Here is a 15,114-nt window from a genome sequence, read left to right on the forward strand (position 1 = left end):
CTCCGCCGGCTCCGCCTCCACCGCGGGCGACCGCGCCGCTCCCCTCCGATCTCGCGTCGGGGCGCGTGGCGACGCCCGCCGCGCCCGGCATCGGGATGCAGGCGTGGGACGAGGAAGAGCCCCCGACCAACCTCTACGACAAGAAGACGGCCGCAGAGATGGCCCGTGCGGCGATCGCCGCCGCGCCGCCGGCGCGGCCCGGTCCTCCGGCACCGAGGGCCCCGGCTCCGGCGCTGCCGGACTTTTCCGACGTCGACGAGGACGCGATCGAGGAGCTGGACGAGCGACCGCAACGGCGCCAGAAGTCGATGATGCCGATCTTCATCGGCATCGGCGCCGGCGTCGTGATCATCGCCATCGCGGTCGTCGTCGTCATGCTCGTCATGTTCGGCAAGCCGTCGACCGGCTCGATGGAGCTGAGGGTCGATCCGGCGGACGGCCTGACGGTCATCCTGGACGGCGCCAAGCAGCTCCCGGGCAGCTCGTCCCCGGTCATGGCCGCGGACCTCACCGAGGGCACGCACAAGCTGTTCATCAAGCGATCGGGATACAAGGACGCGGAGGTGCCGTTCACGGTGAAGGCGGGAGAGCGGACGTCGCAGCAGATCGCGCTCGAGCCCCAGTCGACCGGGTTCTTCCTCGACACCGTGCCGCCGGGAGCGTCCATCTGGATTGATGATCGGCCGTACGAGGACAAGACCCCGACCACGGTGACCGGGCTCACGCCCGGCAAGCATCTCGTCCGGGTCGCGAAGGGCGACGCCTACGAGCAGCTCAACCTCGAGGTCGAGGTCGCGGAAGGGCAGATCACCCAGGTCGCGCAGAAGACGCTGATGCTCGCCAGGGTCGAGGTCACGTTCGATTCCGATCCGAAGGGCGCGAAGGTCGTGCTCGTGAGCGGCAGCGATCGCAAGGAGCTCGGGGTCGCGCCGGTGTCGGCGGTCATCGACACCTCGAAGACGTACGAGGTCGAGTACACGCTCAAGGACTACGAGAAGGTCACGAAGGCGCTCGAGGAGAAGGACTTCAGCACGGGAGAGGAGAAGGTCGCGCTGGCTGCGGTCGCTCTCGTGAAGGTCGCCAAGGGCGGGAAGGTCGGCGGTGGTGGCGGCGGCGGCGGTGGCGGCGGCGGCGGGAAGGTAGGCGGCGGCGGCGGCGGCGGCGGTGGCGGTGGTGGCGGTGCGCCCGGCACGCTGTCGGTCCAGACCAAGCCGTGGTCGAAGGTCTCGATCAACGGGCAGTTCATCAAGAACACGCCGCTCGTGAACCACCCGCTCAAGCCCGGGACCTACACCGTCACGGTGGAGAACCCGAACTTCAACATCAAGAAGACCTACCGCGTGAAGATCAAGTCCGGCGAGATCACCACCCTCGTGAAGTCCCTGATGTGATGCGGCTCGACGCGCCCGATTGCCGTGCGTGCCGCGCCCTGCTCGTCATGCTCTCGGCCGTCGGCTGGACGATCTGCGCGGCGGGAACCGCCAAGGCGGACGACCAGGCTCGGATCGTGCTCGTCGTCGCGCCGGAGTCGGCGCCGGACGGTGGCGCGGTCCGATCGATCCTGGCCGAGCACCTGTCCCGCGTCGAGGTCGCGGTGGAGATCGCCGCACGCGACGCGTTGCCCGGCACGGAGCGGGAGTGGGCCGCAGCGGCCCGGGAGCTCGCCGCCGGTCGCCCCGGCACGCTCGCCGTCTTCGGGTGGAGCTGCGAGGCGACGGCCTGCGACCTCTTCGCGGTCGAGACGCGCAGCGGCGGTTTCGCGCGCGTCCCGGTGAGACCCGTCGCGCAGGACGACGGCGTGGACGTGGACGTGGCGTTCGCGATCGCCGCTACGGTGCGCGAGGCGGTTTGGGGCGGGCTCCTCCTGGAGATGAACCGGCTCGCCGAGGAGGGCGCGCACCCCGCGGCCCCGCCGCCTTCCGGGGAGCGGATGCCGGAGCCGTACAAGGGCTCCTTCGACGCGGGCGGGTTGGCCCGCGCGCACCGGCCGTGGTTCTGGCTCGAGGGCGGCTACCGCGGCGAGTACCCGTACCCGCGCGGCGACGTGCTCCACGGGCCGGCGCTCGGGTTCGCGCTCTCGCCGGGCAAGAACGTCGTTCCCGTGCTCTGCGTGGGGTGGCTCGGCATGGAGCTCGCCGACAACGAGAGCGGATCCGCCTCGGCGCACCGCTTCCCGCTCGAGCTCGAGCTGCGCATCGCATTCCCGGTCGGCCCCGCGATGTTCTCGATCGCGCCCGTCGGCCGCGTCGATCTGGTCGTCGCCACGGAGAACCCGGCCGGCCCTCGCGGCGAGTCGACGTCGGTCGACGTCGAGCTCCACGTGGGCGGCATGACGACCTGGCACATGCCGCTCCCCGGCGGCGAGGTCGAGGCGCTCGTCGGGGTCGGGGTCCTCGCGGGCATCATCGGCCGCGATCTGGAAATCGACGAGACGCGCGCGACGCCGGCCGCGGCGCTGCGCGTCGTCTGGTCCGCCGGCGTATCCTGGAGCCCGCTCTAGAGGGGCGAAACCTACTTGAGATCCCTGCCCGTCGTGGTGGCGGTGAGCGTCCCGTGCTTGACGCCGCGCGAGCCGATGAGCGCGTCGGCGATCTCCTGGACGACCGAGGCCGTCCCCTTGACCGCGATCATCTCCAGGCAGTTGTCGTGGTCGAGGTGGATGTGCGTCGCGGCGAGCACGGCGTCGTGGTGATCGTGCTGGATGCTCGTGAGGCGTTCGGTCAGCTCGCGCTTGTGGTGGTCGTACACGAGGGTGATCGTGCCGACGATCTCGTCGGAGCCGGACCACTCCTCGCGCACGAGCGCCTCGCGCATGAGGTGGCGCACCGCCTCGGAGCGGTTCTCCCAGCCGCGCTCGTCGGAAATCCGGAGGAACCTTTCGAGGAGCTCGGATTCGATGGAGACGCTGAAGCGGGTCAGCTTTCCCATGTCGCCCTCACGGAAGGAGCAGGATCTGCTCGAAGCGCTCGGCGCACACGGGCCACGTCGTCGCTGCGCCCTGGATCCGCGTCGCGAGCGCGCCGAACGGTTTGCCCAAGCGGAACGCGGACACCGCGCGGCCCAGCGCCTCGACGGCGGCGGCGGCCGACGCGCCGTCGGCGATGATCGACGTGCCGCTCGCGAGCGAGGGCTCCAGATCGACGGCGCCCCCGTCGTGAGCGCCTGTCGTGATCGGCACGGCGCCGAACGACATGGCGCGCGCCGCGAGGGACGGATCCGTCAGGGCGGCGCAGAAGTCGGCGCCCGCGAGGAGGGAGTCCGCGCTCACGCCGTCGGGCAGAACCGTCAGCCGATCCGGGTAGCGGTCGGCGAGAGCGTCGAGCGCCGCGTCGCCACCGGCCCCCGCGCCGATCGCAATCGCCTGCGCGTCGCCGCGGAGGTACGCGCCGAGCGCGTCGATCAGCGCGCCGTCGGGGAGCGCCACGAACGCGATCAGCGGAACGTCCGCGCGCACCGGCAGGCCGCACCCGGCCTGTATGGCGGCCTTGGCCGACGCCCTGTCCGTCGCGCCGAGCGGCGGATGGTCGTCCACGGCAGGCGAGAGGGAGAACGCGCGGCCGTCCTCCAGCATGGCGGCGAGCGACGAGGCGCCGATCTCCTGCCCGGGCTCGCCCCCTGTCGGGCGCATGAGGATCACGCGGCGGGCGGCGGGCGGCCCCGCCCAGTCGTCGAAGCCCCCGGCGTCGGTCCGGATCGCCACGTAGTGCGAGGCGCCGGTCGGCTCGCTCGCCGCGGCGTCGAGCGCGGCCACGGGCGCACAGGCGCGATCCCAGGAGATGCAGGCGGCCTCGGTGCCGCCTGCGGCGCGCACGAGCTCCAGCGCGGCGCGGTTGAACGCCGCCTCGAACCGCTCGCGGGGGGCGAGCGCCTCGGCCGGTTGGAGGAGGTCGACGTCGATGCCGCTCGCGGTGCGCCCCTCGAAGCGCGTGAACCGCACCTCGCGGCCGTCCAGGCTGACGGCGATCGGCTTGAGGCGGCGTGCTAGGGAGTGCGCCGACGGATCGGCGTCCGCAAGAAGCGGCGCGATCGCCCGCACCTCGTGCCCGCGCTTCGCGAGGGCGGCGAGTAGCTTCGCGACCTCCGCGCCGAGCCCTTTGGCAGAGGAGTACGGCGCGAGCTCGGCCGAGACGTTGAAGATGCGCATGGACTTGTCTCCGATCGGGAGGTTACTTCTTGAACGGCGAGCAGCAGTACCCGTTGTCCGGGCAGCCGTTCTGGAAGCCGAAGAAGGTCGAGCACGGGTCAGCCTGGCAGGTCATGATGCCGCCGCCGCCGATCGCTTCGCACTGGTCCGTGCCGATGCAGCACCAGTACCCGTCGACGCAGTCGCCTGCCTCGAAGCCTTCCATGTAGCCGCCCGCGCAGGTGGTCTCCTCCGCGGCGCAGGTCCCGGCGATCGCGAACGAGTACGCGCCGCCGCCCGCCTCGACGGTGACGGAGCAATCCTCGCCGCTGCCGGCGGTGCCGGCGTCGGGGATGACGACGTCGATGGCGGCGCAGCACCAGCCGTCGTCCGGGCAGCCGCCCTGGAGCCCGCTGCCGAGAGTGCACCCGTCAGCCTCGCAGGAGGTCATCCCCATGCCGGAGCTCACGCACGCGTCGTCGTTGAGGCAGCAGGTCAACCCGTCGTTGCAGGTGCCCTGGGCGTCCTCGGGCGCGGTGCCCGCGGTGCAGTCGCCGACCGCCGCCGCGCACACGCCGGGGAGCGACGACGCCATCATGGACGAGAACTCCGCGGTGCAGTCGTCCCCGACGCCGCTGTCCGCGTCGCTGTCGGAATCCGCGTCCGAATCGGTGTCGGTGTCGGTGTCCGTGTCCGAATCGGTGTCGGTGTCGGTGTCCGTGCTGCCGTCCATGCCGGCGTCGGTGTCGGAAGCGTCGTCGCCGCAACCCGCGAAGAGCGTCAGCGCAGCGACCATCAACAGCGTTCTAAAGAATACGGTCCTCATGGTTTCCTCCTTTTTCCCTTTTCGTGCGCCAATTATAGGAAACCTCTCGGCGAAAAGCGAAGTAAAATGGCGCGGCGCCGCTCGAGGCCGGAATCCCGGGCGCGGTCGCGCGCGTTGGCCGTACCGGCGCGGGAGGGATCCGGAGGGGATGCAGCACGTCAACGACAGCGGGCGATCGCGGCGGATCGCACCCAAACCGCGCGGGCCGAGATCGCGGATTCGGGCCGTTCTCGCCCGGATCGCCCTCGTGGTCTTCTTCTTCGGGCTCGGCGGCGCCGCCGGGCTCGCGGCCGTCCTGTACTACCTGTCCGCGGACCTGCCGGCCATCGGGCCGCTCCTCGAGGGCTACGACCCGCCGCAGATCACGCGCATCGTCGCGGCCGACGGCACGGTCATCGGCGAGCTGTTCGTCGAGCGGAGGACGGTCGTCCCCATGGGCGACATCCCCAAGGTGATGATCGACGCGGTCATCGCGGCGGAGGACGCCGACTTCAGGAAGCACGAGGGGCTCGACTACCCCGGGATGATCCGCGCGCTCTTCGCGAACGTCGCGCACGGCAGGCTGTCGCAGGGGGGATCGACAATCACGCAACAGGTGGCGCGCACCTTCTTCCTCACGCGCGAGAAGACGTTCACGCGGAAGCTGCGCGAGATCCTGCTCACGAAGCGCATCGAGGAGCGGCTCACCAAGGACGAGATCCTCTACCTCTACCTGAACCAGATCAATTTCGGCCACGGTCGGTACGGCGTCGGCGAGGCGGCGCGATTCTACTTCTCGAAAGGCATCCGCGAAATCACCGTCGCCGAGGCCGCCCTCCTCGCCGGGATCCCGAAGGGGCCGTCGATCTACGAACCGATTTCGCACCCCGACGCGGCGGCCGCGCGCCGGCGGTACGTGCTCGGCGAGATGGCGAGGCACGGGATGATCTCAGCGGCGCACGCCGAACTCGCGGGCGCCGAACCGCTCGGCTTGAGCGCCGGCGGGCGGCGGGACGATCGGCTAGCGCCGGAGGTCGTCGCGCAGGCGCTGCGCGAGCTCTCGGGCACGGTCGACCGGGAGACGCTGCGCCACGGCGGCTACGTCATAGAGACGACGATCGCCCCCGATCTCCAGCGAGCCGCACGCGAAGCGGTCGTACGCGGGCTCGTGGCCGTGGACGGGCGCAACGGCCGGTTGGCGCCGTTCGGCGCCCGCGGGAACGCGAAGCGGAGCCTGGGCACGGCGCCGTGCAGGGCGCGAGAGCTCAAGGTGGGCGCGGTATGCCTCGGCCGCGTGATCGGCGCGGACGATACGGCGCGGACGCTCCGGGTCGACCTCGGCGGCCGCGAGGGGATCGTCGATCTCGCGCGCCACGGCCGGTACGATCCGGAGGAGCTCGCCGCCGGAAGGTTCGCGGAGAGAGGCGCGCTGCTGCGCGTGGCGCCCGTCCACGTGCCCGTCGGCGATGATCCTCTGCGCGTGGAGCTCGAGATCGGGCCGCAGGCCGCGCTCGTCGCGGTCGAGCCCGCGACCGGGCGGGTGATCGCCCTCGTCGGCGGCGACGACGTCGAGCCGGCGGGTTTCGACCGTGCCACCTCCGCGGTCCGGCAGCCGGGCTCCGCGTTCAAGCCGTTCGTGTACCTCGAGGCGCTCAGGACGCGGCGCTACACCGCCGCGACGCTCGTCGACGACTCGCCGGAGGTGGACGGCGAGTGGCAACCGAAGAACGCCCATGCCAAGGAGTACGCCGGGGCCGTCCCGGTGCGCGACGCGATCGCGCGCTCGCTGAACCTGCCGGCCGTGAAGGTGATCCGGGACGTGGGTCCGGAAGCCGTGGCCGAGCTCGCCGGGCGTCTCGGCATCTCGTCGCGGCTCGATCCGGGACCGGCGCTCGCGCTGGGATCTTCCGCGGTTACGCCGATCGACATGGCGACCGCGTACGCGGCGCTCGCGGCGGGGGGGATCGTGCACAGGCCGTGGGTCGTGCGGCGGGTCACGGGCCCGGGCGGCGCCGAGGTGCCGCTGCTGGGCCGCACCGGCGAGCGGGTGCTCACCGAGGAGGAGGCGTACGTCATGACCTCCCTCCTCGAGTCGGTCATCGAGTACGGCACCGGGGCCGAGGCGCTCGCCCTCCGGCGGCCCGCGGCGGGCAAGACCGGCACGACGAACGAGTCGCGGGACGCGTGGTTCGCCGGATACACGCCCGACGTCGCGGCCGTCGTGTGGGTCGGCTACGACGACATGCGCAAGCTCGGGCCGAGGGAGTACGGGGGCCGCGCCGCATTGCCCATCTGGCTCGCGTTCATGAAGCGCGCGCACGCCGGGGTTCCGGCGCGGGAGTTCACGCCGCCTCCGGGAATCGTGCGGGCGCTCGTCGACCCCGCGACCGGGCTCCTGGCGTACGAAGGGCAGGGCGGGGCCCGGGACGAGGTGTTCATCGAGGGCACGGAGCCCAGCGAGACCGCGCTGCCGCCGGATGTGCTCTCGCTCGACGCGTTCATGCTGGAGCAGGCGGCGCGCGGCTACAGCGCGGACGCCGGGCCGGGATCGGCGGCGGACGGCGGGCCGGGCCCGGGCATCCGTTGATCCCGGGAATTGCCCGGTTCCGGCGGGCGTTCTGGACACGAATGGAATATTCGATTATCGATGTCGTTGCCGGGGACGCATGGAAAAGATACTGACGCGGTACTTCTGGATCATCAACCTCGTGGCGCTCGCCGCGGTGGCGTTCTTCTGCGCGAGCGGCGTCGGGACGATTGCGAGCTCGAGCTTCACCGCGATGATGCCCGGCTCCTCCGAGGAGGCGCCCGCCGCGGCCGTGCACCCGCGCACGTCGCTGCGGAGCTTCACGCGCCCGGACGGGACCGCGATCCTCGAGCGCAATATTTTCGACTCGATCGTCGGGCCGTTGACGCCCGGCGACGACGAGTTCGACGACTCCTCCGCGATCGGCACCGGCGACATGCCGCTCGTCCCGTGCCCGGCGGGGCAGCTGAAGCTCCTCTCCACCGTCGCCTCGCCGAACGACGCCGCGTGGTCCTTCGCGACGATCTCCAGCGGTGGCAAGCCGGACCTCTTCCGGGTCGGGAGCGAGATCGACGGGCGCATGGTGACCGCGATCTCGTGGCGCTACGTGCTCCTCCGCGGCTCGTCGGACGAGTGCTACCTCGACCTCTTCGGCGAGGAGGGCGCGCTCGTGCGGAAGCCGCGGGTTGCCGCGTCGGGGGACGATCAGTCCATCGCGAGCGGCATCCAGGTGAACGGCGAGAACGAGCGCACCGTGGCGCGATCGATAGTCGACGAGGCGCTCGCCAACCCGACGAAGTTCGCGCGATCGGTCCGCGTCAGGCCGTACACGAAGGACGGCGAGACCAAGGGGTTCAGGCTGCGCCGGATCGAGAAGGGGAGCCCGCTCGAGATGCTCGGCGCGCAGCGGGGGGACATCATCCACTCCGTGAACGGCGTCGAGCTCAACTCGGTCGATAAGGCGCTCTCCGCCTACCAGAGCATGCGCAACGAGAACCGGCTCGTGTTCTCCGTCACGCGGCGCGGCAAGCCGACGGACCTCATCATCAACATCAAATAGGCGGGTGTCCGGGGGGCAGGGGCGGTTCGCCCGTCCCGGCGTCCCGCGCCGCCGCGTCGCCGCCCTCGAGGACGCCGAAGACGATCGACGCGAACGTCCTTCGGAGCGTCGGGCTCGTGAACTCGCGCATGACGAGCGACTCGACGACGCGGGCGCGGGCGCCGACCTCGATCTCCGTCCTCGGGATCGCGGCCCAGGCCTCGCGGCCGCCTTCGAGGCCAAGGCGCAGGTACGTGTAGTTCGGGACGTGGATCCGCTCCAGCACGACGCCGTCGTGCGCGATCCCCGGCTCCCGCCGCTCGGGCACGGCTCCGGGCGCGGCCGCAGCGGCAGGCGATCCGCCCGGCGCGACGGGGCCGGTCGCGCGCCCGAGCTTCTCGATCGAAGGATCGATCTGCTTGTCCGAGCTGCAGGAGCAGATGAGGACCATGGTGAGAAGCGGCAGCGCACCCCGGAGGTTTCGTTTCTTCATGAGGTTCTATTAGTCATTGTGGCGGGCGACGACAAGGGACGGACAGCCGCTTGTCAGAAGGCGAACCCCTCGGGGAGCGCCGAAGCCTTCGTGCCCTCGGGCACCCAGGCGAGGTCGAGGATCGTGTAGGTCGGGTTGACCTTCTTGAAGATCGGCGTGACGCGCATGCCGAACTTCGGCTCGCCGACGACGAGGTAGCTCATCAGGATCGTGGGCACGCCGTCGAACTCGATGTTGATGAACTTGATCGGCTTGTCGAGCACGTTGAAGGCACCCGACCGCTCGCACACCATGAACGTGTGGATCTTCGCCGTCTTCTTGGCGAGATCCGTCATGTCGAACACGGTGTTCTTGGTCAGGCAGTCGCTGCAGAAGGCGCGGAAGGGCTGGTAGATCGTGCCCTTCGAGGCGCACTTCGGGTTGTCGCAGCGGGCGCCCATCAGCTTGCCCTGGCCGAGCGACTCGAAGAAGACCGCCTCGCCGCCGTACGAGTGGATGTAGATCATCTCGCGCGGGTTGGTGACGCCGAGCAGCTTCCAGCCTTCGTCGGCGCTGCGGATCGGCGTGTTGGGCTCGATGCGATGAAAGTCGCCCTTGGGGCGGTACTTGTTGTTCTTCACCGTCACGGTTCCGGAAACGCTCATTTCGTCCTCCTATGCATCCGCCTTCAGCAGGCTGTCGGGGTCCATCAGGATCGTCGAGGTCACGTGGGAGCCGACGCCCGCGTGGCTGATCGCCAGCGCGCGCTTCGCCCCCTTGACCTGCAGGTCGGTCCAGTCGGCCGGTTTCTGCCGCCCGTAGCGCTCCCAGCGCTTCACGTCGCCGTGGATCTCGGCCCAGCGGCCCCATAGGTGCGACGCGATCTCGAACACCTGCATGATGCCCGTCGCGCCCACCGCGTGCATGCAGCCGATGAGCCCGCCGGAGAGGTTCGAGGGCAGCCGGCCCGGCTCGTGCGTCTTCGGGTTGGTGTGGTAGCAGTCGCCGGACTCGACGAAGTCGCGGCCGTAGCCGTAGGGACGGAGGCCGATGTCCTCGTAGGTCTGCATGTCGCTGATGGTGAAGGCGTCGTGCAGCTCGATGACGTCGAGATCCTTCATCGGATCGACGATGCCGGTCATGCGGTAGCTGTAGTACGCGGCCATGCGGGCCGCGAGGAAGCCGGTGAAGCCCGGATACCGCTCGCCGCCGGGGAACTCCTTGCCGAGGTTCTTGTACTGGTCGGCGGTCTCGTTGGGCAGGAGCGGGATCTCCATGTCCATCCGATCGGCCGCGCGCAGCGTGTGGGAGCCGGCGGCGGACCAGATCCGGAGAGGCTTGTTCTTGGTGCCCTTGGTCAGCTTCACCGCCGTGTCCTCGTCACAGACGATGACGCACGCGGCGCCGACGCTCATCAGGCAGCAGTCGAGGGCGCGCAGCGGGAACGCCACCACCGGCGACTTGAGGACGTCGTCCACCGTGATCTTCATCGGCGCGTGGGCGAACGGGTTGAAGCGCGCGTAGCCGTGGTGCTTGACCGCGATCTCCGCCATGGTGCGGCGGAACGACTCCTCCTCCTTGCCGAACACCTTCCAGTACTTCTGCGCCATCACGGCGTAGTAGCCGGTGTAGATGTGACCGAGCGGCGACTCCCAGTCCTTGTCGGCCGCGCAGGAGATGAGGAAGTTGCCCTCGTCGGTCGGGACCTCGTCCATGCGCTCCCAGCCCATCGCGAGCGCGCAGTCCGAGTAGCCCGACGCCACGGCCTTGACCGCCTCCCAGATCGTCGTGCCGCCCGTGGCGCCGCCGGTCTTGACGCCGCAGTTGCCGAGCGGATCGAGGCCGAGACGGTCGTGGATCAGCGCCTCGCCGAGCAGCTGATCGCCGAAGTGGTCGGCGAAGTGCCCGTAGTAGCAGGTGTGGATGTAGCTCTTGAGCTCGGCCGGCGTCTTGTCGATCATTTCGGCTGCCTCGACGAACGCGTCGATGCACAGCTCCTCGGTTCGCTTGTCCGGGAAGGCCCGGTCGAACTTCGACTGCCCCGCTGTGACCAAGTACACGGGCTTGGACATCCGCGGAATCTTCAATTGCTTGTCGCTGAACTTGATCATGGACCCTCCTGACTTCCATGAAGGCGCGACCGCCACGAGGCACCCGCGCCGTTCGTTGAGCCTATCCCCTGTCGCGAAGAATCAGGCGGCGCCAATCTACCCCGGTCCGGGGGCGCCCTGAATGACATTTGTCATCAATTGACGAACCCCCGGCCCGAGTGTACATAACGGCAGCTTTGGAGGCGGCCGGCTGGCCGAGGAGCGACGACATGTTGATGGATATCAGCGAGATCCGGAAGGGCGCGAAGATCATCATCGATGGCGCACCCTGCCTCGTGACGGAATACAACTTCGTGAAGCCGGGCAAGGGGCAGGCGCTCTACAAGTGCCGCGTGCGCAACATGATCAACGGCTCGCAGTGGGACAAGACGTGGCGTTCCGGCGAGAAGTTCGAGAAGGCGGATCTCGAAGAGCACCGCATGCAGTACCTGTACACCGACGGCGAAGAGTACAACTTCATGAACAACGCGAATTACGAGCAGGTCGCGCTCCTCAAGGAGGCGGTCGGCGACGCGGTGAACTACCTGTACGAGAACCTCGAGCTCGACATGCTGTTCTTCGACGGGCGGCCGATCGGCCTCACGCTGCCGAACTTCGTGGAGCTCGAGATCGTCAAGTCCGATCCCGGGATCAAGGGCGACACGGCGTCGAACGCCACCAAGCCCGCGACCCTCTCCTCCGGCTACGTCGTGCAGGTCCCGCTCTTCGTCAACCAGGGCGAGTGGGTCCGCATCGACACGCGCACCGGCCAGTACCAGGAGCGCGTGAAGCGGTAGGGGCGCCGCCCTCGGCACAGGTTGTGCCGTTGCGCCCGTCGCCGCGGCGCGTGTCCGGAGCGCTCTTGGTGTAGAATACCTTGTAGTCATCGCTGGTTCGGCGGCTGGAGCCAGGGCTGGCGCGTGCGGCCGGCCACATGGCACGTCGCTTGCTGAGATCGCGGCAGCACCCGCCGGGTGGAGGAGGGGAGAGATGGCGACTCGACTGATCTGTTTACGCACGCTCGCTGCCGTGGCGCTCGCGCTGACCGCGTGCGGCGGCGACGGCACCGACGCGAATGGCGCGGACACCGACACGGAGATCGTCGATGCCGGGGATCCGGGGGAGCTGCTAAAATCGTCCATTTTGGCATACGGAGGCGTTCTCGTGTCGCCGGACTCGGGAGAGCTGTTCGCCTCCGGATTATTCAAGGGCTCGGTCGTGTTCGGAGAAGGCGACGCCGCCGTGACATTGGCGCAACCGGAAGAGGAGGGGACGGAGGACTACACGGCTTTCCTCGCCGGCTACGACGCGAGCGGTGGGCTGTTGTGGGCGCAGTGTCTGGAGCAAGGATGTGGGACGAGCGTGTTCATAAGGGACGTCGGCATTTCACCGGATGGATCGGGTTTCACGGCGTTGTCCTCCTACAGCGGCGAGGTGACGGTCGGGAGCGGCGGGGAAGCGATCACCATCGGTGAAGACGGACAGAGCGGGTGGCTCCTGGCGCGTTACTCGGAGGGCGGAACGCTCGAGGGAGCGCACGGCGTCGTCGCCATGGACGCACTCGGATTCTGGCAGCCGACGATCCGCCTCGCTAGCCAACTGGATGGGGCGGCGATCGTCTACAGTGAACCGTTCAGCGGCACGCTCACTATCGGTCAGGGCGACAGCGCCCAGGTGGTGGAGCTCGCAAACAGCGCGTTCGTCGCGCTCTTCTCGGCGGACGGTGCGTTGGCGTGGCTGTCGCAGATTGCGGGGGCGACTGTCATAGCCCCGTCCCGCAGCTCAGATGCCGCTCTCATCGTGCTCGCGTTCGAGGCCCCGATCTCACTCAGCGACGGGGTTACGACTGTTGATCTCGATCCCGGACCGACCGGCCAGGCGATCGCTGCTGCGCGGTACGACGAGACCGGCGCACTCGTCTGGGCGCGGATCGTCGGCGTGGGCCCGATCGTGGCGCGGGACTATGCCGTGTTCGACGACGGCGGGTTCGCGGTCTCCGGCGAGTACGACGACGGGAGCACCTTCGGCGAGGGCGGCGCCGCGACCGCTTTGCCCGTGCCCTCTTCTTGGACCTCCGGCTTCTTCGCGAGGTACGACGCGGCCGGCGAGCTGGTGGCGGCGGAACAGCTCACGGATTTCGGCGAGCTGGTGCCGACGGCGCTGACGCCCGCGCCGGGGGGGCGGGCGATCGTGACCGCGATCGAGGACGGCAACAACGCGAACGCCGACTGGGTAGACTCGCTCCCGTTCGCGCCCGACGGGTACGTCGATCCGTTCCCACGGGCGACCGCGTTCATGGCTTCATTCGACATTGGCGGAGATGTCGAATGGGTCGATCCGATCGTGGGTTTCGTGCTGCTCGCCGGCGAGCCGTGGTTCGCTGAGACCTGGGTGCGGGGCACGCTCGCGAGCGACGCTGCGCCAAGCGGCGCGACGCTCATCGCCGGGGCGTTCTCCGAAGTCGCCGGAGTCGCGTCTGGCGAGAATGTCGCGTTGGAGCTCGGCGCGTCGCACCTGGAAACCGGTCTCGTGGCTCGGCTCGGCCCGGACGGCGAGGTCGCGTGGACCGACAGGTGGCTGGGTCGGGCCGGGAGAGTGCACATGGACGGCGTGTTCGCCCTGGCCGACGAAGGCGTGATTGCGGTCGGCGGGGCGCGGAGAGGGGACGTGCTGGTCGGCCACGGCGCGGAAGGCGCAGACCTGGTCAACCCAGGTGGGGACGTCGAGCTCGCCGCGGGGTACGGCGCCGATGGAGAGCGCCAGTGGGTGCGCCGGCTCTGGTACGCCTCGGCATCGCCGAGCGCCGAGGCATTCGACCACCTGTTCGACTGTCCGGAAATGGTCGACGAGCCGGATGACGTCGTGGAGTACCGCAACCCGCTCGACGTCGCGGACTTCTACGGTGCTGTCCGCGCCGGGGCGGTGCGCTGGGTCGAGCCCGAGTGCCTGAGCCTGTGCGAGCCCGAAGGCGAGGACACTCTGTGCGTTTCCGCGAGCTGCGAGACCGCGGACGGCGCCCAGGTCGAGCCCGCGTACTCGGGCCGGTACTCCGGAGCACACGAGGACGGCTACTGGGAGATTCGGGGAGCGGAGTCTATGTCTGTCGCGCCGCCCGCCTCGTCGCCTTGGCAGTCGGTGTCGATGGAGACTGCGAGCAGCTCCGAAGAGTACAATCTGGACAAGGGGTTCTTCCCTGGATATCGGACTACGGTCGAGTTCGAGGTCGCCTGGCAAGGTGAGATCGCCGCAGGCACCCCCTCGGACGACGTCGCCACTGGGACCATCGGTGAGAGCACAGCCGAGTCGGAGAGCATCAGTGCATCGTGGATCGGCAGCGGCTGCGGGTTCGACTCGCAGTTCGAATACGGGCACCTCGACTTGAGTGATAGCGACCTCTTCCAGGTCGACATGGCCGGGCACACCGTCGAGGTCACGACCGAGGACAACGCCTGGCTCGACGGGGTCTGCGTGGGCCAGGTGAACCCGAACACCTGGGAGATCGTCGGCGAGTGCACGGAGTAGGCGGCCCACTGATTCCGCTCAGCCCGCGTCTCAGATCGTGAACTCCCAGCCGCAGAAGTGCTCGGGCGGGTGCGGGTCCGGCGGGCACGTGAGACAGCGGGTCTTGATGCGCGGGTCGATCGCCTTCGCGAACTCGGCGTACTCGACGAGCCCCACCTTCTTGCACGGGAAGTCGGGCAGCCCCTTGCGCACCCTCGCGCTCTGCACGCGGCAGTCGTCCATATAGAACCGCAGCGCGCCGCCCTCGAGCTCGCTGTGCTGGCGGTTGAGCACCGCGTACATCCTATAGTCGAGCGCCTTTTGCAGCCCCTCGAGCCCCGGGCTCTCGCCGAGGCCCAGGAGCCCGCGGATGCGCTGCGCCTCGATGGGCGAGAACCGCTCCCACGCGGCCGCGTCAGCCTCGATCGCCTCGTCGAGGCCGCGCCGCCGCTCCACCGCCTGGAACCAGAGGCCGTCGTGGGCGAGCCAGTTCTTCGCGAAGTTTTCGACGACCTTGAGCAGCTCTTCGCGGGAGAGAGATTCGATCGCGGACATCG

13 protein-coding genes are annotated in these 15,114 nt (G+C 69.4%); 6 read left to right on the plus strand and 7 right to left on the minus strand.

Annotation, left to right across the window (positions count from 1 at the left end; translation table 11 throughout):
- Both M0R80_19030 and M0R80_19035 read left to right on the plus strand, forming a co-directional pair.
- Positions 1–1,391 (plus strand): PEGA domain-containing protein (locus tag M0R80_19030; GenBank protein ID MCK9461729.1); only part of this gene is annotated, 1,391 nt, incomplete at its 5' end.
- Complete coding sequence (locus tag M0R80_19035) at positions 1,388–2,500, plus strand: hypothetical protein (GenBank protein ID MCK9461730.1); 1,113 nt, start codon at positions 1,388–1,390, stop codon at positions 2,498–2,500. The genes M0R80_19030 and M0R80_19035, both read left to right, overlap by 4 nt.
- Before the next feature lie 11 nt (positions 2,501–2,511).
- On the opposite strand, the gene nikR is transcribed toward M0R80_19035, so the two are convergent.
- From nikR to M0R80_19050, 3 genes are read right to left on the minus strand one after another with little or no spacing between them, the layout of a single operon-like run.
- A complete protein-coding gene (gene nikR, locus M0R80_19040) occupies positions 2,512–2,928 on the minus strand; it encodes a nickel-responsive transcriptional regulator NikR (protein ID MCK9461731.1) in 417 nt (138 codons plus the stop codon).
- 7 nt (positions 2,929–2,935) lie between these two features.
- Positions 2,936–4,144, minus strand: a complete 1,209-nt coding sequence (locus M0R80_19045; GenBank protein ID MCK9461732.1) for a glycogen/starch synthase — start codon at positions 4,142–4,144, stop codon at positions 2,936–2,938.
- Positions 4,145–4,166: 22 nt separating this feature from the next.
- The gene (locus M0R80_19050) at positions 4,167–4,949 is read right to left on the minus strand and encodes a hypothetical protein (protein MCK9461733.1); all 783 of its coding nucleotides are present in this window, start codon (positions 4,947–4,949) and stop codon (positions 4,167–4,169) included.
- 148 nt (positions 4,950–5,097) lie between these two features.
- Between M0R80_19050 and M0R80_19055 the strand changes: the two genes are divergently transcribed.
- Positions 5,098–7,515: a PBP1A family penicillin-binding protein gene (locus tag M0R80_19055; GenBank protein MCK9461734.1), complete on the plus strand. Its 2,418-nt coding sequence runs from the start codon at positions 5,098–5,100 to the stop codon at positions 7,513–7,515.
- Between the two features lie 79 nt (positions 7,516–7,594).
- Positions 7,595–8,515 carry a hypothetical protein gene (locus M0R80_19060; protein ID MCK9461735.1) on the plus strand — a complete coding sequence of 307 codons (921 nt, stop codon included), beginning with the start codon at positions 7,595–7,597 and terminating at the stop codon, positions 8,513–8,515.
- Here M0R80_19060 and M0R80_19065 read toward each other — a convergent pair.
- Genes M0R80_19065 through M0R80_19075 form a run of 3 tightly spaced genes read right to left on the minus strand, consistent with a single transcriptional unit; the run spans position 8,508 to position 11,077 of the window.
- A complete protein-coding gene (locus M0R80_19065) occupies positions 8,508–8,987 on the minus strand; it encodes a hypothetical protein (protein MCK9461736.1) in 480 nt (159 codons plus the stop codon). The genes M0R80_19060 and M0R80_19065 overlap by 8 nt on opposite strands.
- 53 nt (positions 8,988–9,040) lie before the next feature.
- The gene (locus tag M0R80_19070) at positions 9,041–9,631 is read right to left on the minus strand and encodes a hypothetical protein (GenBank protein ID MCK9461737.1); all 591 of its coding nucleotides are present in this window, start codon (positions 9,629–9,631) and stop codon (positions 9,041–9,043) included.
- Between the two features lie 9 nt (positions 9,632–9,640).
- On the minus strand, positions 9,641–11,077 hold the full coding sequence (locus M0R80_19075) for a thiolase domain-containing protein (protein ID MCK9461738.1): 1,437 nt from the start codon (positions 11,075–11,077) through the stop codon (positions 9,641–9,643).
- Positions 11,078–11,289: 212 nt separating this feature from the next.
- Here M0R80_19075 and efp point away from each other — a divergent pair, with 212 nt between their 5' ends.
- Together efp and M0R80_19085 are read left to right on the plus strand one after the other, a co-directional pair.
- Positions 11,290–11,853, plus strand: a complete 564-nt coding sequence (efp, locus tag M0R80_19080) for an elongation factor P (GenBank protein ID MCK9461739.1) — start codon at positions 11,290–11,292, stop codon at positions 11,851–11,853.
- Positions 11,854–12,046: 193 nt separating this feature from the next.
- Positions 12,047–14,578: a hypothetical protein gene (locus M0R80_19085; protein ID MCK9461740.1), complete on the plus strand. Its 2,532-nt coding sequence runs from the start codon at positions 12,047–12,049 to the stop codon at positions 14,576–14,578.
- Between the two features lie 30 nt (positions 14,579–14,608).
- Here the strand turns inward: M0R80_19085 and M0R80_19090 are convergent, their stop codons facing one another.
- Positions 14,609–15,112 carry a DUF6125 family protein gene (locus M0R80_19090; protein MCK9461741.1) on the minus strand — a complete coding sequence of 168 codons (504 nt, stop codon included), beginning with the start codon at positions 15,110–15,112 and terminating at the stop codon, positions 14,609–14,611.
- Positions 15,113–15,114: the final 2 nt, after the last annotated feature.

The organism is Pseudomonadota bacterium, from assembly GCA_023229365.1.
Taxonomy (GTDB): domain Bacteria; phylum Myxococcota_A; class Polyangia; order JAAYKL01; family JAAYKL01; genus JALNZK01.